Source organism: Burkholderia sp. AU30280 (assembly GCF_020420125.1).
Taxonomy (GTDB): domain Bacteria; phylum Pseudomonadota; class Gammaproteobacteria; order Burkholderiales; family Burkholderiaceae; genus Burkholderia.
Genome location: NZ_JAIZRY010000001.1, coordinates 1 through 17,638, shown reverse-complemented (window position 1 = coordinate 17,638; position 17,638 = coordinate 1). Strand labels below are relative to the sequence as shown.

General features: G+C 65.9%; 15 protein-coding genes and 1 pseudogene. 10 read left to right on the top strand and 6 right to left on the bottom strand.

Annotated features, from left to right (window positions below; genetic code table 11):
• Positions 1-54: 54 nt before the first annotated feature.
• Together LGN17_RS00080 and LGN17_RS00075 are read right to left on the bottom strand one after the other, a co-directional pair.
• Positions 55-720, bottom strand: a complete 666-nt coding sequence (locus tag LGN17_RS00080; protein ID WP_226194638.1) for a cation diffusion facilitator family transporter — start codon at positions 718-720, stop codon at positions 55-57.
• Positions 721-813: 93 nt separating this feature from the next.
• Positions 814-927, bottom strand: a pseudogene (locus LGN17_RS00075) (LysR family transcriptional regulator); the annotation flags it as partial.
• 426 nt (positions 928-1,353) lie between these two features.
• Between LGN17_RS00075 and LGN17_RS00070 the strand changes: the two are divergent.
• Positions 1,354-2,376, top strand: a complete 1,023-nt coding sequence (locus tag LGN17_RS00070; RefSeq protein ID WP_226194637.1) for a DNA-binding protein — start codon at positions 1,354-1,356, stop codon at positions 2,374-2,376.
• 124 nt (positions 2,377-2,500) lie between these two features.
• Here the strand turns inward: LGN17_RS00070 and LGN17_RS00065 are convergent, their stop codons facing one another.
• Positions 2,501-4,072 carry a hypothetical protein gene (locus tag LGN17_RS00065; RefSeq protein ID WP_226194636.1) on the bottom strand — a complete coding sequence of 524 codons (1,572 nt, stop codon included), beginning with the start codon at positions 4,070-4,072 and terminating at the stop codon, positions 2,501-2,503.
• A 307-nt stretch (positions 4,073-4,379) separates the two neighbouring features.
• Here LGN17_RS00065 and LGN17_RS00060 point away from each other — a divergent pair, with 307 nt between their 5' ends.
• The 8 genes from LGN17_RS00060 (at position 4,380) to LGN17_RS00025 (ending at position 14,284) form a co-directional block, all read left to right on the top strand.
• Positions 4,380-5,000, top strand: a complete 621-nt coding sequence (locus tag LGN17_RS00060; RefSeq protein ID WP_226194635.1) for a TetR/AcrR family transcriptional regulator — start codon at positions 4,380-4,382, stop codon at positions 4,998-5,000.
• A 234-nt stretch (positions 5,001-5,234) separates the two neighbouring features.
• Positions 5,235-6,293: an NADP-dependent oxidoreductase gene (locus LGN17_RS00055; protein ID WP_226194634.1), complete on the top strand. Its 1,059-nt coding sequence runs from the start codon at positions 5,235-5,237 to the stop codon at positions 6,291-6,293.
• Positions 6,294-6,386: 93 nt separating this feature from the next.
• The gene (locus tag LGN17_RS00050) at positions 6,387-6,686 is read left to right on the top strand and encodes a putative quinol monooxygenase (RefSeq protein WP_226194633.1); all 300 of its coding nucleotides are present in this window, start codon (positions 6,387-6,389) and stop codon (positions 6,684-6,686) included.
• Between the two features lie 119 nt (positions 6,687-6,805).
• A complete protein-coding gene (locus tag LGN17_RS00045; protein WP_043183740.1) occupies positions 6,806-7,261 on the top strand; it encodes a (2Fe-2S)-binding protein in 456 nt (151 codons plus the stop codon).
• A gap of 1 nt (position 7,262) precedes the next feature.
• Complete coding sequence (locus LGN17_RS00040; RefSeq protein WP_226194632.1) at positions 7,263-9,485, top strand: xanthine dehydrogenase family protein molybdopterin-binding subunit; 2,223 nt, start codon at positions 7,263-7,265, stop codon at positions 9,483-9,485.
• 15 nt (positions 9,486-9,500) lie between these two features.
• Complete coding sequence (locus LGN17_RS00035) at positions 9,501-10,799, top strand: c-type cytochrome (RefSeq protein ID WP_226194631.1); 1,299 nt, start codon at positions 9,501-9,503, stop codon at positions 10,797-10,799.
• A gap of 163 nt (positions 10,800-10,962) precedes the next feature.
• Positions 10,963-12,408, top strand: coding sequence for an NAD-dependent succinate-semialdehyde dehydrogenase (locus tag LGN17_RS00030; RefSeq protein ID WP_226194630.1), 1,446 nt, complete (start codon positions 10,963-10,965; stop codon positions 12,406-12,408).
• Positions 12,409-12,805: 397 nt separating this feature from the next.
• Positions 12,806-14,284, top strand: coding sequence for a diguanylate cyclase (locus LGN17_RS00025; RefSeq protein ID WP_226194629.1), 1,479 nt, complete (start codon positions 12,806-12,808; stop codon positions 14,282-14,284).
• 54 nt (positions 14,285-14,338) lie between these two features.
• On the opposite strand, the gene tagH is transcribed toward LGN17_RS00025, so the two are convergent.
• Positions 14,339-15,787, bottom strand: a complete 1,449-nt coding sequence (tagH, locus tag LGN17_RS00020) for a type VI secretion system-associated FHA domain protein TagH (RefSeq protein WP_226194628.1) — start codon at positions 15,785-15,787, stop codon at positions 14,339-14,341.
• A gap of 44 nt (positions 15,788-15,831) precedes the next feature.
• On the bottom strand, positions 15,832-16,218 hold the full coding sequence (locus tag LGN17_RS00015; protein ID WP_226194627.1) for a TssQ family T6SS-associated lipoprotein: 387 nt from the start codon (positions 16,216-16,218) through the stop codon (positions 15,832-15,834).
• On the opposite strand from LGN17_RS00015, the gene LGN17_RS00010 reads away from it, so the two are divergent.
• Positions 16,203-16,511, top strand: coding sequence for a hypothetical protein (locus LGN17_RS00010; RefSeq protein ID WP_226194626.1), 309 nt, complete (start codon positions 16,203-16,205; stop codon positions 16,509-16,511). The genes LGN17_RS00015 and LGN17_RS00010 overlap by 16 nt on opposite strands.
• 139 nt (positions 16,512-16,650) lie before the next feature.
• Here LGN17_RS00010 and LGN17_RS00005 read toward each other — a convergent pair whose 3' ends face one another.
• Positions 16,651-17,280 (bottom strand): hypothetical protein, encoded by a 630-nt coding sequence (locus tag LGN17_RS00005; RefSeq protein WP_226194625.1) that lies wholly within the window; start codon positions 17,278-17,280, stop codon positions 16,651-16,653.
• Between the last annotated feature and the right edge of the window lie 358 nt (positions 17,281-17,638).

The window sequence follows — 17,638 nt, the reverse complement described above, 5'->3', positions numbered from 1 at the left end:
ACCGCAGATAGCGGCTACCCTGCCGCCCGCGATGCATGGCGATGCCCGCCGCGTTCACGAGCCACGCGTCGACCGATCGGCCCCTGCCGACAGCGCCGGCCACTGCGCACAGCCGCGCCGGATGAAACCGGCACCCGTGCGGATCACAAGCGCGCCGATCGCGAGGGCGGCCAGATCATCGAGACGGCCGAAGCCGACCAGTGCCGCGCTCATCGCGAGCGCTGCCAGCAGCGACGACAGCGCATCGGTCCGTACATGCCAGCCGCTCGCCTCGAGCAGCGCGGAGCCCGTCTCGCCCGCCTTGCGCAACATCCAGTGCGACAGGACGGCCTTGCCGGCGAGCGTGACGGCGACGAGCGAGAGCGTCATCGCGCCCGGCTGCACGACGGGCGGCGTCGCGAACCGGTTCGTTGCATGCCAGATCATTTGCGCGCCGGTCGCAACGAGCAACGCGCCGAGGCCCGCGAGCGCGAGCGGTTCGTAGGTCGGGCGCCGCTCCGGCGGCAAGCGGGCGTCGAGCCGGCACGCAATGAGGATCAGCGCATCGGCGGCAAGATCGATCGCCGCGTGTGCGACGTCCGCGAGCAGCCCGGACGAATGCGCGGACCACGCCGCGACCGTCTCGACGGCGAGCAGCAGCAGGTTGAGCGCGAGGCTGACGGCGAGGGCGCGGGAGATGGCCGCATAAACGTGGGACGTGGCGCGCGACGTGCGCTGCATGGCGGATTCGTCTGTCGATAGCGTGGGTCAGACCCGAACGCTACTGGTCGACGGTGGCAGTTCCATGACAGGCGCCCGACGCGGCCTGTCCGGTCAGCATTGCTCGTCCGCCGACGGCAGCAGCGCGGCGAAGCGATCCGCGAGCGTCGGGCGCGACCGCGCGGGCCAGATCGCGCCGGGTTCGAACAGCGGCATCGCGGCGCCATCGCCACGAACCCCACGATTGCCGAGCAGCCCCTGCGTCAGACCCGCCGTCAACGCCGTCCGATGAACGTCGGCACGCGCTTGGCGACCAAGCCTCGAAAGCCGATCCGGAATGGCGGGCTCCTTGTTCTCGTGCATTGCATTGACGCACCGGATGGATGCCGACGGCGCCGTGAAGCGGGGCGGTCGGCTTTTAATCGCGCGATGTTGACGATTTTTGCGCTGCTTGAAGAGGCACTCTGGCGTGCAGGCGGGTTGGGAGGAGTCGGGCGACGTGTTGTGCTCAGCGATTTTGCACTCGATATGGGTGCGATACCGAGCCCCGCAATCTCGACATTATAGAAATAATGTCAAATAACAACGATCGAAGAATTGGATATTTAACGGTTTACGTTATATTATTAACAAAACCATCCGCCCAATCCCGCCATGTCCGATCTCGCCGCCGACGAATCCCGCCTGACCGCCGAAATCGAGCGCCTGAAGGCCGACTTCCCGAAAACCCGCGAGTTGTATCGCGAAGCCTGCGCGCTGCTGTTCTTCCGCTTCGGTATCACGCCCACCGCGAACCGCCTGTACCAGCTCGTCCGCAAGGGCAGCATGAGCACGCCGACAGCCGTCCTCGGCGAGTTCTGGGCGGAGCTGAGGGAAAAAAGTCGCGTCCGCATCGAGCATCCCGATCTGCCGGCCGATTTGCAGGCGGCCGCCGGCGAACTGGTTGCAACGCTGTGGAATCGGTCGAGCGCCGACGCGGCCGCCGCGCTCGACGCCTTACGCGCGGAAGTCGAAGCCGAACGGATGGCGGCGAAGGCGGAAGTCGCGGCACTGCAGGCCGAACTGGCCCGCACCGAAACCGCGTTGGAACAACGCACGGCCGCACTCCTGGCCGCGCAGGTGCGCATTCAGGAACTGGAGCAGGCGAGGGCGGCGGACGACGCATCGCGACAAGCGCTGCAAGCGGATATCGAACGCCTCACGGCCGACAACGCGGAAGGCGACCGCGCACTTGCGCAGGCACGCGCGGATTTCACCACCCAACTCGACCGGCTGCGCGACGACGCCGGCCGGGCAGAGGAACGCTTGCGCGCGTCGGAAAAGCGAGCGCTGCAGGAGATCGATCGCGAGCGGCTCGCCGCCGCGCGGCTGCAGAAGGAACTCGATGCTGTGGCATTGCGCTCGGAGCAGCGCGATACGCAGCAGCGCAAGGAGGTGGCCGCGCTGCAGGCGCAACTCGGCGATGCGCTGCATCGATGCGGCGTGCTTCAAGGGCAGCTCGACGGCGCGCAGGCGACCAATGCGGCGCGAGCCAACGAACTCGACGCGCTGCGGCGCGAAATGACAGCGCTCTCGCGCCGGTCGGCGCTGCGTGGCGCCAAGGCGGCACCGGCCGCGCAACGCGACGAGCGGAGGGCTCGCACGCGAAAGCGCGCAGCCGAAGCGCCGCCGCGCTGATAGAGGCGCCCGCAAGCGTGCGTCAGCCCAAGGCGGCGCACGCCTGAAGCCTGAAGCCTGAAGCAGCCACGCAAGCGACCGAGCCCCCTAAACCCCCGATCGCCCGCCCATCTACCGATACCGATCAACTCGACACGTACCGCGACGGCAGCGCCGGCGCGTCCGCCGGAATCGTGACGAGCGACGTATTCAGCCAGCCCTGCGGCGAGCCGTTCGACTGCGCATAGGCGCCGACGTACGGCATCATCCGCGTCGTCTGATAGACCTGCGGCGTCCACCCGGCGGGCGCGAGGAAGATCGACGTCGCGCGCTTTTCGCTATACGCGGACGCACCGTACGTCGAGATGTTCCACAGCGTCTGCTGATACGTCGCATAGTCGGCGTTGTGCCGCGAACCGCCAGCCTGCCAGCCTTCGAGCTGGATGAACGTGTTGTACGTGCCCGCGCCCGCGAGCAGGTTGTTCACCGTGCGCCCGTACAGGAACGACAGGATCAGCCCGCAGCCGGGCGGCGCGAAATCGCTGCCGACGCTCAGGTAATAGCGGCCCGTCGTGTTCAAAACCGATGCGTAGTGCGAGTTGCCGATATCCGTCGACGTCGTCAGCCCGCTCGCGCCCATGAAGCTGTCGAACGCCTGCATCGTGACACCCGCCGGCAGGTCGCTCGTCGCGCTGATCGCGACGATGTGCGAACCGGCCGCCAGCTGCGTCAGGAACGCGGACAGCGTGCCCGCAATCCAGTTGCCCTGCGCATCGACGAATGGAAACGCGCGATAGCCCGTCAACGCGAACACCGCCGGATCGGAGCCGGCTTGCCATGCGATCTGCGGCACCCACATCGTCAGTGGGCCGGCGTTCGATGCGGTGGATACGTACTGCTTCAACGCGTCGATCAGTTGCGCATCGGCGGCGGGCAGTGCGCCATAAGCTGCGTCGTTCTGCCAGCGCTGCACCCATTGCGCGACGAAGCCCGCGAGCTGACCGCCGGTGAAGTCGGCCGGCGGCACGTAGCCGAGCGGGCCGGTACTTTGGTACGCGGACTGGATCGCCGCGGCCGTGCGCACGTTGCTGCCGAACATGCTGTTCGCGAAATCCTGGCAGTTGTTGGCCGGCGGCGTCGCGAGCTGCGCGAGCGGGACGACCCACGCGCCGTTCGCGGTCGCGACGCCGCGATACAGCGTGAGATTCGCGACCGAGTCGTGACCGGGAAACGTGGCGGCGTCGGCGCCCGACACGTAGCCGGCCGACGGCGTGACGCTGACGGTGGTCGGTTGCGACCCGAACGGATGCGTGTACGAGATCGCAAACGATGCGTCCCCGCCGGCCAGGCTGAACGATCCCGTGCAGTCGCCCCAGTTGTTCGACGCGCTCACGGCAGTCGATTGCCCGGTTGCGACCTGCGCTTGCGACGCCTGCGGCAGCGAGCCGCTCTGGCTCGCCGCGTTGCCGTACGCAAGTGTCGTCGACGGGATCGCATTGACGACGTTGATCGTGATCGAGCGGTCGGCGATGCCGTAGTTGCGGGTGGACGCATCCGCGGCGCCGGTGGCGGCGAACGACGACGCGGACGTCGGGTTGCCGTCGCCGCCGCAGGCAGCCAGCGTGCCGACGAGCGGCGACAGGGTCAGCGCGGCGCCGCGCTGGATGAAGCGCCGGCGGTTCGGCGCGGACGGACGTTCGGGTTTCGAAGCGGTCATGGGCGTTCCTGGTCACGGGTTCGGGAGGCGACAACGGCGATCCGGCGCGTTGCACACGTGTGCAATACCGGTCGAAATGACTCGATCGCCTGCACATGCGCCGCGCGTATTTATGCGGGAGATCGATGAAACGCCCGCGACGAAACCGAGTCGTGCATGTGACGCCGCGCACGCGGCAGGGCGGAACCGGGGCGAGGAATGCCGGAGCGACATTTGGGCGCCCGGCGGGGATCGGGTAAAGTGCCGCTCAACATGCCGGGTCGAGGTTGCTAGACGACCGGTCTAATCGTTGCTAACATACGCCATCATGAATGCATCTTCAGGCGCGGAAGTCCGCCAGCACATCCTGAATATCGCCAAGCCGATCATGCTCTACAAGGGGTTTTCGGCGGTCGGTCTGAACGAGATTCTCGCTGCGGCGGGCATCCCGAAGGGCTCGTTCTACCATTACTTCGGCTCGAAAGAGGCATTCGGCGAAGCGCTGCTCGAATCGTATTTCGACGGCTATCTCGCGCATCTCGACAACCTGTTCAAGCATCAGCCCGGCACGGGCGCCGAGCGCCTGATGACGTACTGGAACAACTGGCTGCACACGCAATGCGCGGACGATCCGGAAGGCAAGTGCCTCGCGGTGAAGCTCGGCGCGGAAGTGTCCGACCTGTCGGAAGCGATGCGCACGGTGCTGCGGCACGGCACGAGCCAGATCATCGAGCGGCTCGCGGGCGGCATCGAGGCCGGGCTCGCCGACGGTTCGCTGCGCGGGGTCGCCGATCCGTCGTACACGGCCGCGATCCTCTACGAGATGTGGCTGGGCGCAACGCTGCTGGAAAAGATCCACCGCAACCGCCAGCCGCTCGAAAGGGCGATGGTCGAAACGCGGCGCATGCTGAACCTGCCGCCGGCCGCGCAAGACGGAGCGCAGTCGTAACCCGGGCGCGCACTGGCGCGCCTTGTTTTTGCCCTGATTCTAGACGACTGGTCTACTTAAGCTCGCATGACGAACGCATCGCTCCGCGTTACGCTGTCCCGATTGTTCCAACCGCACGCGTGCGACCGCGACGGCCTGACCGTCGGCGCTGCCACGCGTGCGCGCCTTCTGCTGGCCCATCCCTGATCCGATCGTGCCCACGAAGCACGTTTATTCCTGTTGACGGAGACTCACATGCCGCAAACCAAGACCGCAAACCGCCAGATCATCCTGAATTCGCGCCCGGTCGGCGCACCGACGCCGGACAACTTCCGCATCGAATCCGCTGACGTGCCGACGCCCGGCGCCGGCCAGGTGCTGCTGCGCACGGTCTGGTTGTCGCTCGACCCGTACATGCGCGGCCGGATGAGCGACGCACCGTCCTACGCGCCGCCGGCCGAACTCGGCCAGCCGATGGTCGGCGGCACCGTCAGCCAGGTCGTCTCGTCGAACCTGCCCGCGTTCCGCGAAGGCGATCTCGTGGTAGCGGGCGCCGGCTGGCAGGACTATGCGTTGTCCGACGGCCGCGACCTGATTCCGCTCGGCCGCGACCTCGCGCATCCGTCGTACGCGCTCGGCGTGCTCGGCATGCCGGGCTTCACCGCCTACACCGGGTTGCTGAAGATCGGCGAGCCGAAGGCCGGCGAAACCGTGGTGGTCGCGGCGGCGAGCGGTGCGGTCGGCGCGGTGGTCGGCCAGATTGCCAGGTTGAAGGGCTGCCGCGTGGTCGGCGTCGCGGGCGGCGCCGACAAGTGCACGTACGTGACCGATACGCTCGGTTTCGACGCGTGCGTCGACCATCGCGATCCGGCGTTTGCCGCGAAGCTGAAGGACGCGTGCCCGAACGGCATCGACGTCTATTTCGAGAACGTCGGCGGGGCCGTGTTCGACGCGGTGTGGCCGCTGCTCAACGAGCATGCGCGCGTGCCGGTGTGCGGAATCATTGCGCATTACAACGACGCGGCATACGACGACACCGCGGTGTCGACCGGCCGTGATCGCGTGCCGGCGCTGATGGGTGCGATCCTGCGCAAGCGCATCCGCGTGCAGGGTTTCATCATCCTCGATCACTATGCGACCGGTTATGCGCCGTTCCTGAAGGATATGAGCGAATGGGTCGCGCAGGGCAAGGTGAAGACGCTGGAAGACGTCGTCCCCGACCTGGCCGACGCACCGGAAGCGCTGATCGGCCTGCTGGGCGGCAAGAACTTCGGCAAGGTCGTCGTGCGCGTGGGCCCGGACGAACTGGCCTGATGCCGCGGCACGGCGACACACCACAGTTGCACGCCGGCGTCGCGTTACGCCGGCTTGTGGCATGCTCGATTCCGTTTCGATAGGAGTGACAAGATGGCGCTTCACGTGATTGCTTCGCTGTTCCTGAAACCCGAACACGCGGAGGCCGCCGAGGCGGTACTGCGCAGCATGGTCGCGAAGACGCGCACCGAGCCGGGCAACCGGCGCTACGACCTGTTCCGCGAGCAGGACGGCTCGCCGAACCTGCACCTGTACGAGATCTACGACGACCAGGCTGCGTTCGACGCGCACCTCACGAGCCCGTATTTCGTTGAATTCCGCACGAAGTCGGCCGACTGGTTCGCGGCACCGCCGGTCATCAAGGTGCTGTCGGGCATCGACGTGGCCGAGTAACGACGTCGGACCACCGCCGCGGCTCGTCCCACCCGGGCCGCGCGACGGCGATGACAACGACGACACAGCGCGGCGCGCCATGCGCGCCGCTTCCCCAATACACCGGCCCCGGAGGCTGAATGATCACCCTCAACATCAACGGCGAAACCCGCTCGGTCGACGCCCCCGACGACATGCCCTTGCTCTGGGTGTTGCGCGACGTCGTCGGCCTCACCGGCACGAAGTTCGGCTGCGGGATCGCGCAATGCGGCGCGTGCACGGTACATCTCGACGGCGTCGCCGCGCGCTCGTGCGTGCTGCCGGTTGCGGCCGTCGCGGGCCGCAAGATCACGACGATCGAAGCCGTCGGCGCAACGCCGGCCGGCCACAAGGTCCAGCAGGCATGGCGCGAGCTCGACGTCGTCCAGTGCGGTTACTGCCAGTCGGGGCAGGTAATGGCCGCCACCGCGCTGATCGCGTCGAACCCGAACCCGAGCGACGCCGACATCGACGCGGCGATGGCCGGCAATATCTGCCGCTGCGGCACGTACAACCGGATTCGCGCGGCCGTGAAGCAAGCCGCGAAGGAGGCCTGACATGTCGCGAGGACTGATCGAAGCCGGCCAGGCCGGTACGGGCGTATCGCGCCGTTCGTTCCTCAAGCTCGGCATGTCGCTGGGCGCGGCGGCCGGTGGCGGCCTGTTGCTCGGCTTCAGCCTGCCGGCCGCGGGCGACGATGCACGTCGTTCGGTGATCGGCGGCGACGGCGATGAAACCGCGCGCGCCGGCGTGTTCGCCCCGAACGCGTTCGTGCAGATCGACCGCGCCGGCAAGGTCACGCTGGTGATGCCGAAGGTCGAGATGGGGCAGGGCGTCTACACGTCGCTGCCGATGCTGATCGCCGAGGAACTCGAAGTGCCGCTGTCGAGCGTGACGCTCGACCATGCGCCGCCGAACGAGAAGCTGTTCCTCGATCCGCTGCTCGGCGGCCAGCTCACCGGCGGCTCGACGTCGGTGCGCTACGCGTGGGAACCGCTGCGCCGTGCGGGCGCGACCGCCCGTACGCTGCTGGTTTCGGCCGCCGCGAAGCAATGGAATGTCGATCCCGCATCCTGCCGCGCCGCGAACGGCGAAGTGCAGCATTCGCCGAGCGGCCGGCGCGCGTCGTACGGCCAGTTGGCTGACGCCGCGGCGAAGCTGCCGGTGCCGAAGGATGTCGCGCTGAAGAAGCCGGAGGATTTCAAGCTGATCGGCACGCCCGCGAAGCGGCTCGATTCGCCGGAGAAAGTCGACGGCACCGCGCAGTTCGGGCTCGACGTGCGCCTGCCCGGCATGCTGTACGCGGTGATCGTGAACAGCCCGGTGTTCGGCGGCACGGTCGCGAGCGTCGACGATACGGCCGCGAGGAAGATTCCCGGCGTGCGCCAGGTCGTACGCGCGGACAACGCGGTGGCGGTGGTCGGCGATCACACATGGGCCGCGAAGCGCGGCGCATCGGCGCTCGTCGTGAAGTGGAACGAAGGCGCGAGCGCGAAGGTGTCGATGAAGGACATCGTCGCCGATCTCGCGCAGGCGGCGGCGAACGGCAAGGGCGCGGTCGCACGCAAGGAGGGCGATGTCGGCCGCGCGTTCGCTGGCACGAAGACGCGCATAGACGCCGTCTACGAACAGCCGTTCCTCGCGCACGCGACGATGGAACCGGTAAACTGCACGGTGCACGTGCGCGGCGACGGCTGCGAGATCTGGGTCGGCACGCAGGTGCCGACGCGCGCGGTCGACACCGTGCAGCGGCTCACGAGCTTTCCGCCGGAGAAGATCGTCGTGCACAACCACCTGCTCGGCGGCGGTTTCGGCCGGCGGCTCGAAACGGACATGATCGGTCAGGCGGTGAAGATCGCCAAACAAGTCAACGCGCCCGTGAAGGTGATCTGGACGCGCGAGGAGGACATCCAGCACGACATGTACCGGCCGTACTACTACGACCGGATCTCGGCCGGCCTCGACGCGAACGGCAAGCCGGTCGCGTGGCAGCACCGGATCGTCGGCTCGTCGATCATCGCGCGCTTCGCGCCGCCCGCGTTCAAGGACGGCATCGATCCCGATGCGGTCGAGGTCGCGGCCGAGTTGCCGTACGACCTGCCGAACCAGCTGGTCGACTACGTGCGCCAGGAGCCGCGCCACGTGCCGACCGCGTTCTGGCGCGGCGTCGGCCCGACGCGCGGCACGTTCGTGGTCGAGAGCTTCATCGACGAACTGGCCGCGCAGACCAAGACCGACCCGGTGCAATACCGCCGCGCGCTGCTCGGCAAGACGCCGCGCGCGCTCAACGTGCTCGACGTCGCGACGAAGGCGGCCGGCTGGGGTGGCCCTGCGCTGCCGACGGGGCAAGGGCGTGGCGTCTCGGTGATGCACGCGTTCGGCAGCTTCTTCTCGATCGTCGTCGATGTCGCGGTGGATAACGGCGAGGTGCAGGTCAAGCGTGTCGTGTGCGCGGTCGATTGCGGCATGGTCGTCAACCCGAACACGATCGAGGCGCAGGTGCAGGGCGGCATCATCTTCGGGATCACGGGCGCGCTGTACGGCGAGATCACGATCGAGGACGGCCGCGTCATGCAGAGCAACTTCACCGACTACCGGATGCTGCGAATCAACGAGACGCCACCGATCGACGTGCATCTGGTGAAAAGCGGTGAAGCGCCGGGCGGAATCGGCGAGCCGGGCACGGCCGCGACGGCCGCGGCGCTGTCGAACGCGATCTTCGCGGCGACCGGCAAGCGGCTGCGCAAGCTGCCGGTCGGCGACCAATTGAAGACGGCGTAAGGGGAGGCGACGACCATGCGAAACCTCACCCTGAAGATGCTCGGCGCATCGTTGTTCGCCGTATCGGCGCTGCTCGTCGGCACGGCCGCGCATGCCGCTCAGCCGGCACCGGCCGACAGCGCGCTCGTCGCGCGCGGCGCGTATCTCGCGAAAGCGGGCGACTGCGTCGCGTGCCACACCGCGCCGCGCGGCACGCCGTTCGCCGGCGGCCTGAAGATGGTCACGCCGATGGGCGCGATCTACACGACCAACATCACGCCCGATCCGGAAACGGGTATCGGCGGCTATACGGAAGCCGAGTTCGCGAGTGCGCTCCGCGCGGGCGTCGCGAAGGACGGCCATCACCTGTATCCGGCGATGCCGTACCCGTCGTACGCGAAGCTGAAGGATGACGACGTGAAGGCGCTGTACGCGTATTTCATGCACGGCGTCGAGCCGGTGAAGCAGGCGAACCGACCGTCGGACATCCCGTGGCCGCTCAACATGCGCTGGCCGCTCGCGTTGTGGAACAAGGTGTTCCTCGACACGACGCCCTATGCCGACAAGCCGGCCAAGGACGCGATGTGGAACCGCGGCGCGTATCTGGTGCAGGGGCTCGGGCACTGCGGGTCGTGCCACACGCCGCGCGGCGTCGGCTTCCAGGAGAAGGCGCTCGACGAAGGCGGCGCGGCGTTCCTGTCGGGCGCGCCGATCGACAACTGGTTCGCGTCGAACCTGACCGGCGAGCCGAACACGGGGCTGGGCCGCTGGAACGAGGCCGAGGTCGCGCAATTCCTGAAGACCGGCGCGAATCGGCACGCGACGGCGTTCGGCTCGATGGTGAGCGTGATCAACCACAGCACGCAGGCGCTCTCCGACGACGATCTGGCGGCGATTTCGCGTTACCTGAAATCGCTGCCGGCGGCGGGCGGCACGGGCGCGCCGCCGTACAACTACGATCCGAAAGCGACGCAGGCAGCACTGGGCCGGCCGGCAGCCGATCCGGGCGCGAAGGTGTATAACGCTTACTGCCTGCATTGCCACGGCGCGGACGGGCGCGGCTACGCGCCGCTGCTCGCGCCGCTCGCCGGCAATCCGAACGTGCTCGAAGCCGATGCCGCGTCGCTGATCAACGTGACGCTGAACGGCAGCGACACACTCGTGATCGATGGTGTGCCGTCCGCGTATCCGATGCCGGCGTTCTCGAACCAGTTGAACGACCGGCAGATCGCCGACGTGCTGACGTTCATGCGCGCCGGCTGGAACAACGGCGCGCCGGCCGTGCAGGCGGCGGACGTCGCGAAACTTCGTAAGGCGACGGCGGCCACGCGCTGAGCGCGGCCCCATGCGGAACGATGGCGGGCCGGTGTGCCTGCCGTCACTGCCGCCGGGTGCGTGCCTGCCCCGGCGGCGTGGCTTTTTTCTGTCTTTTCCTGTCAACCGGCGCGTGGCCGTTCGCGGCAGCGCGCGTTTATCGACGCAATGTAGGGGTGTCTGGATGGCTAACGTGACTTATACGGATACGCAACTGCTGATCGACGGCGAGTGGGTCGACGCCGCGAGCGGCAAGACGATCGACGTCGTGAACCCGGCGACCGGCAAGCCGATCGGCAAGGTGGCTCACGCGGGCATCGCCGATCTCGACCGTGCGCTCGCCGCCGCGCAACGCGGCTTCGAGGCATGGCGCAAGGTGCCCGCGCACGAGCGCGCGGCGACGATGCGCAAGGCGGCCGCGCTGGTGCGTGAACGCGCCGACGCGATCGCGCAGTTGATGACGCAGGAGCAGGGCAAGCCGCTCACCGAAGCGCGCGTCGAAGTGCTGTCGGCAGCGGACATCATCGAATGGTTCGCGGACGAAGGCCGCCGCGTATACGGCCGGATCGTGCCGCCGCGCAACCTTGCCGCGCAGCAGACCGTCGTGAGGGAGCCGGTCGGCCCCGTCGCCGCCTTCACGCCGTGGAATTTTCCGGTCAACCAGGTCGTACGCAAGCTGAGCGCCGCGCTGGCAACCGGCTGCTCGTTCCTCGTCAAAGCGCCGGAAGAAACCCCCGCCTCGCCGGCCGCGCTGCTGCGCGCATTCGTCGACGCGGGCGTGCCGGCCGGCGTGATCGGCCTCGTGTACGGCGATCCGGCTGAAATCTCGTCGTACCTGATCCCGCACCCGGTGATCCGCAAGGTGACGTTCACGGGTTCGACGCCGGTCGGCAAGCAACTCGCCGCGATGGCAGGCCTGCACATGAAGCGCGCGACGATGGAGCTGGGCGGCCACGCGCCGGTGATCGTCGCCGAGGACGCCGACGTCGCGCTGGCGGTGAAGGCCGCCGGCGGCGCGAAATTCCGCAACGCGGGGCAGGTCTGCATTTCGCCGACGCGCTTTCTCGTGCACAACAGCATTCGCGACGAATTCACACGCGCGCTGGTCAAGCATGCCGAAGGGCTGAAGGTCGGCAACGGCCTCGAGGAGGGCACGACGCTCGGCGCGCTCGCGAACCCGCGGCGGCTCACCGCGATGGCGTCGGTCGTCGACAACGCGCGCAAGGTCGGCGCGAGCATCGAAACCGGCGGTGAACGGATCGGCTCGGAAGGCAACTTCTTCGCGCCGACCGTGATCGCGAACGTGCCGCTCGAAGCGGACGTGTTCAACAACGAGCCGTTCGGCCCGGTCGCGGCGATCCGCGGTTTCGACAAGCTCGAGGACGCGATCGCGGAAGCGAACCGCCTACCGTTCGGTCTCGCCGGCTACGCGTTCACGCGTTCGTTCGCGAACGTGCACCTGCTCACGCAGCGCCTCGAAGTCGGGATGCTGTGGATCAACCAGCCGGCAACGCCGTGGCCGGAAATGCCGTTCGGCGGCGTGAAGGACTCGGGCTACGGGTCGGAAGGCGGCCCGGAAGCACTGGAGCCGTACCTCGTCACGAAATCGGTGACGGTGATGGCCGTCTGACGGTCGTCAATCGATCGCGTGCGCGGCGCTGTCGGCGTTGCGCACGCGATCGGCGCAGGTCGGGCGGTACGCCCGGCTTTCGTCAGTTCTCCTGCCAGCCGCATTCGAACGGCGACCACCCCGGTATTTCAATACGCGCGTCACTGCGGGCCGATTGTTTCGATTCAGTCACCAGTCACGACATACGCGACACCACGCCCCTCGGTGAATGGCATCGGCACCCGGTGCCTGCCCGATCGGAACCCGATCCGCTCGACACCGCTCAGGTCAAATCGTCAGCCACCTGGCAAGTACGGACTGCACCTCGTACCCGAGTGCCACGCTTTTTGGTATAGGTTATGCAGAAGAAACCATGACAACCGGTGCGTCAGCGTCGGCCCAACCTGAGAGGAAACGGATGCATCCGCGGTCGGCAGCGCCGTACTACGTTGTGCTGGCGGGGACCTTGATAGCGTGCGCGCTGATGGGCCTCTGCGTGTTGCAGTTGTTTCAAAGCCGTCACGACGCGCTCGAGCGCGCACGCGATACGTCGCGGAACCTGGCGCTCGTCGCCGAGCGCGACATCGAACGCAATATCGAGCTGTACGGCCTGTCGCTGGACGCGGTGATTCAGGGCTTGCAGCAGCCGGACGTCATGGCGGCCTCGCCGGCATTGCGACGCGGCGTCCTGTTCGATCACGCGATGACGGCGAAATTTCTCGGCTCGATGCTCGTGCTGGACGCGGCCGGCAACATCGTCCTGGATTCGGCGAACGACATACCGCGACAGGGCAATTTCGGCGACCGCAAGTACTTTACGGTTCACCGGGACAATCCGGACGTCGGACTTTACATCAGCGATCCCTATGCGTCCCGCCTGCGCGGCGGCTCGCTCAGCGTGGCGCTGACGCGCCGCGTGTCGAATCCGGACGGCTCATTCGGCGGCATCGTGATGATCGCAGTCAATCTCGAGTATTTCCACACGCTGTTCGCCGGCCTCGCGCTCGGCTCGCACGGCGCGATTTCGCTGATCGGTAGGGACGGCATCATGTTCATGCGCCAGCCGTACGACGTGCACACCGTCGGCCGCGACCTCAGCAAGGCGGCGACGTTTCGCCACTTCCTGACCGCGCCGGAAGGCTCGTTCCTCGACACCTCGACGATCGACAACGTGCGCCGCCTTTACTACTTCAAGACGCTGCCGCATCTGCCGCTGATCATCATGGTCGCCGAGGCGGAGCAGGACATCTACGCCGCATGGCGGCGCCGGGCGATCATGATCGGGGCGCTGGTGGCGACCTTCGGCGCGGCGTTCATCGTGCTGTCCTGCATGCTGGGCGTCCAGCTGCGGCGCAGGATGCGGGCCGAATCCGAGCTGGTCATGCTCGCACGCACCGACGGCCTCACCGGGCTCAACAATCGGCGCTCGTTCGGGGAAGTGCTGGACCTCGAATGGCGTCGCGCACGCCGTGCCCGCTCGGTGTTTTCGCTGCTGTTCGTCGACGTCGACCGCTTCAAGGCCTACAACGACACGTATGGCCACCAGGCCGGCGACGACGCGCTGGCGGCGGTGGCACGGTGCATCGGCGACAACATCCGGCGACCCGCGGACACCGCGGCCCGCTATGGCGGCGAGGAATTCGTCGTGATCCTGCCCGATACGCCGGCCACGGGCGCAACGGAGATCGCCGAGCGGATTCGTGCGGCCATCGACGGGCTTGCGATCGAACATGCGGAAAGCGAATTCGGGCGCGTCACCGCGAGTATCGGCGTGGCAAGCTGGGCCCCCGAGCAGGAAGGGGAGGTCGAGTCGGTGATCAAGGCGGCCGACGAGGCGTTGTATCACGCGAAGGAATCGGGGCGGAACAAGGTTGCCTCGCATGAGACGGGCACCTGAGACCACCGCCGGCACGCATCGCCCATTGCCGATGGCGGGCGTGCCGTTCGACGCTCAATGCCGGCCGCTGCCGCGATAGCTTTCCACTTCCGCGTCGTACGCCGCCAGAAACGCCTTGCCGAACACCGACGCGAAATCGTCCTCGATCGCGAACACCGTGTCGCGATGGGTCGCCGCGTAGCGATCCCACATCCTCGCCTTGTACAGCACGGGCACGCGCTTCTCGTACCAGCGCATCGCGTCGTCACGTTCGCGCAGGCGTTGCGGCGAAAAGCGCGTCAGCAGGTCCATCAACGCGGCGCGCATGCCGGCGACCATGCCGATCTGGTGCGCATGCAGATCCTGGAACGCGTCGCTGACCGCGCTCTGCGGCGACATGAAGCCCGGCAGCGGCAGCCCGAACATCTGCCGCAGCACTGCGCCGCCGTCCGGCAGCAGCTTCAGCGGGTTGTTCTCGCGATCGAGCAGCATCGTCATGTGCGCCTTCACCTCGCGCTTCAGGATGCTGCGTGACGACAGCAGCTCGACCGTGCCGTTCGCGAACAGCGCCAGCAACTGGCCCGCGATGAACAGTTGTTCGGCCGACCACTGATGCGACTCGGCGGCCGTATCCAGCCCCGCGCCTTCGAAGAACGCGCTCAGCAGTTCATCGGGCGTCGGCGCGCGCGCGACATGCGGCGCCGGTTCATCGACCGGCCGCGTATCGGCGGCGCGCGCGGCAGCTGGCTGCACACGCACGTGGTGCGTCCACTCGGGCGCATGGTCGGCCTGGGTCGTCGACGGTGCTTCGCGATCCGCATTGCCGCGATCGACCTGCGGCGCGACGCCCGTTGTGCCGATATCGCCCGATGACTGCGCGAACAGGTCGAGCGGATCGATCGACAACTGGCTGAGGTCGCGCTGCGATGGCGTGGGCGGTTCGGTCTGCGCTGCGCGATTCGCCGGCTGGGCTGCGTCCGCCCGTGCGGGGCCGCCTGGTCGTGCGCCGGCGTCCGCCGCCTTGCCGCGCGGTGCGAGACGATCCTGGAGAAGCCCCCACAGCCGGTTGCCGGCGCCTTTCGTATCGACCCGCGAAGACGTTGCTTGCATGGGGGCCGCTGAAGCGCGTGCCGGCGCCTGCGTATCGACGTGCATGCCGGTATCGGTCGCCATGTCGATGACCGGTGCATCGTCTCGATCGCCGCCATCGTCACGTTCGGCACGCAGCACGTACGGCCCGATGCGGATGATGTCGCCGGTGTTGAGCGGGCGCTCCTGCGCATAGCCGACCGGCTCGCGGTTCACCTCGATCGTCGATACGCTGCTCAGGTTTTTCAGCAGGCACGCGTCGTCGCCGACCTGCAGCAGCGCCTGCAGCCGCGATATCTGGCGTGTGTCGTCGCGCAACACGAGATGGTTGTCGCTGGCCCGGCCGATGGTGCCGCCGGGTGGATGAAACACGACGGCGTCGTAGCAGTCGTTTTCGACCGGCTCGCCGGCATGTTCGATCACGATCAGTTGCATGTCATACGTCGCTCGGTGAAGCGCTCGCGTGGAAACCGGTTCGATCAGGATGACGACGCATGCCTGCGGCGCGCGAATTCGAACGCGGGCCCCCAGATCGGATGCCCCCTCTCGGCAGGGGACAAGTCGAAGCGCGGGTTGAGGTCGAGAATTTTCGAGAACTCGGCGCGGCACGGCGTGATGCGGTTCGTCACGCAATAGCTGAACGCGAGGAGCTTGTGCGCGGCCACCTGCGTGTCGGTGTCGGCGCTGTCGATCTCCTTCGCGTGGCTCAGCAGCGCGATCGTGCGCCCGTAGTCGCCGCTGTCGTACGCGGCGCGCGCACTCTCGACCGTCGCGCGTGCAGCCGACGGTGTCGGGGACGTACCGCACCCGCCGGCCCCCAGCAACCATGCGCCGAGGAAAAGAACGAGCGATGATCGACCTTTCATTATTGAAATTAAATATTGGCGTAATTGGAAGGTGCACACACGCGCTGTTGGATTCTAGTGCCTACAATACAACATTTTTCAATGGCGAAAAATTCATGGATGCCAATCCAATATTTTCATCCAAAATCAAGACGGAAAATAGATCAATAAAGATAATCCATGATCACATTGACGACGAAATCGAAAACCACTGGATAGAAACCAGCGATGATAAATATGAACTCATCAAAGCATGCACACTTCCTGAAAAAAGTGCAAACATGGTTGAATCATTAATTAGATCCTGGATTTAGATAAACTCCAGATCACACGATACATTGCACGTAATGAGCTGCTGACTGATCGGCCCTGTTGTTACCTTACCACGCCGATTCACGATTCGATACGTAAAAATCCCCGCTGCAGCGGGGAGGGGAGGTCTAACTTTTCGTGTCAAATTGGTGATGCCGCAAACAACGCGCCAGTCTCGGCGCTCCGGCTATGGGAGAGCCGAATTCCATTGACGATATGAGATGCTGGCTCGCTGTCACCGTCCTGATACTCCTGCATCAAACGAACAACCATTGGGCCAACTTGTGCAGTTTTTGCATCGGGAAATATTGAAGCCAGAGCCGCAATGCCGATAACAGCGACGTCGGCACCTGATTTGGACGTTCCGTCGCCAGTTCCAAGAAATAGTAAATTCGTAATTTTCTGAGACTTCTTGTCTACCATTACCATGATCGTCAGATGATCGTTCAGCGAAGCCGCTAACCCAACCGACTTGTCATCGTTAGTTTTTGTTCTGAAGTTCGCCCTGAACGGACTATCGGTCCGCATCATGAGGTCGTCAAAACTCTTCACGTATTCGTCTACAGTGATGCCGAGCGTCGCAACAGGCTCGACAACCCCTTCGGAGCCTGAATCTGCAGCTTTCTTGGACGATGCGGCGCCGGGCTGCACATCTGATGACGATGCAGGCGACGCTGCCGGCAAAGGCGGGGAATCTGATTTTCCGCACGCGTTTAAGGCGGCGATGGCAAGCAAAGTAGCTGTGTAAACGGATATTTTTTGGATATTCATTATTTCTAGGACGTGTCGAGTTCCCCGTGCGTATGGTCTATCGCACGGCAGACTGAAAGTATAACGAAAGCTAAAAATCGGCGTCCTGAAATCAAACCCAAACCTTGCTTGCGGTGATGCGAGCGTGCCTTCATGCTTCGTTCGGCAGATCCTGCTCGCAATTATTATATTTTACATAACGTGAATTATCGATAATTTTGGTTGTAGTGGCTAGATTGAAATGTCCGCTTTGGGGGTGCGGCGGAATTCTTGGACTATTTGGGAGCTAGTCCATGTATTCCTACGAAGACCGTATCCGAGCAGTCAAGCTCTACTTGGAGCTTGGCAAGCGCCTTACCGCAACCGTCCGTCAATTGGG

Excerpts from the sequence above, each read along its gene's own strand:
- tagH (WP_226194628.1), bottom strand. The coding sequence starts at position 15,787 with ATGCAACTGATCGTGATCGAACATGCCGGCGAGCCGGTCGAAAACGAC.
- LGN17_RS00040 (WP_226194632.1), top strand. The coding sequence starts at position 7,263 with ATGTCGCGAGGACTGATCGAAGCCGGCCAGGCCGGTACGGGCGTATCG.
- LGN17_RS00025 (WP_226194629.1), top strand. The coding sequence starts at position 12,806 with ATGCATCCGCGGTCGGCAGCGCCGTACTACGTTGTGCTGGCGGGGACC.
- LGN17_RS00035 (WP_226194631.1), top strand. The coding sequence starts at position 9,501 with ATGCGAAACCTCACCCTGAAGATGCTCGGCGCATCGTTGTTCGCCGTA.
- LGN17_RS00050 (WP_226194633.1), top strand. The coding sequence starts at position 6,387 with ATGGCGCTTCACGTGATTGCTTCGCTGTTCCTGAAACCCGAACACGCG.
- LGN17_RS00005 (WP_226194625.1), bottom strand. The coding sequence starts at position 17,280 with ATGAATATCCAAAAAATATCCGTTTACACAGCTACTTTGCTTGCCATC.
- LGN17_RS00015 (WP_226194627.1), bottom strand. The coding sequence starts at position 16,218 with ATGAAAGGTCGATCATCGCTCGTTCTTTTCCTCGGCGCATGGTTGCTG.
- LGN17_RS00045 (WP_043183740.1), top strand. The coding sequence starts at position 6,806 with ATGATCACCCTCAACATCAACGGCGAAACCCGCTCGGTCGACGCCCCC.
- LGN17_RS00080 (WP_226194638.1), bottom strand. The coding sequence starts at position 720 with ATGCAGCGCACGTCGCGCGCCACGTCCCACGTTTATGCGGCCATCTCC.
- LGN17_RS00010 (WP_226194626.1), top strand. The coding sequence starts at position 16,203 with ATGATCGACCTTTCATTATTGAAATTAAATATTGGCGTAATTGGAAGG.
- LGN17_RS00060 (WP_226194635.1), top strand. The coding sequence starts at position 4,380 with ATGAATGCATCTTCAGGCGCGGAAGTCCGCCAGCACATCCTGAATATC.
- LGN17_RS00070 (WP_226194637.1), top strand. The coding sequence starts at position 1,354 with ATGTCCGATCTCGCCGCCGACGAATCCCGCCTGACCGCCGAAATCGAG.
- LGN17_RS00065 (WP_226194636.1), bottom strand. The coding sequence starts at position 4,072 with ATGACCGCTTCGAAACCCGAACGTCCGTCCGCGCCGAACCGCCGGCGC.
- LGN17_RS00030 (WP_226194630.1), top strand. The coding sequence starts at position 10,963 with ATGGCTAACGTGACTTATACGGATACGCAACTGCTGATCGACGGCGAG.
- LGN17_RS00055 (WP_226194634.1), top strand. The coding sequence starts at position 5,235 with ATGCCGCAAACCAAGACCGCAAACCGCCAGATCATCCTGAATTCGCGC.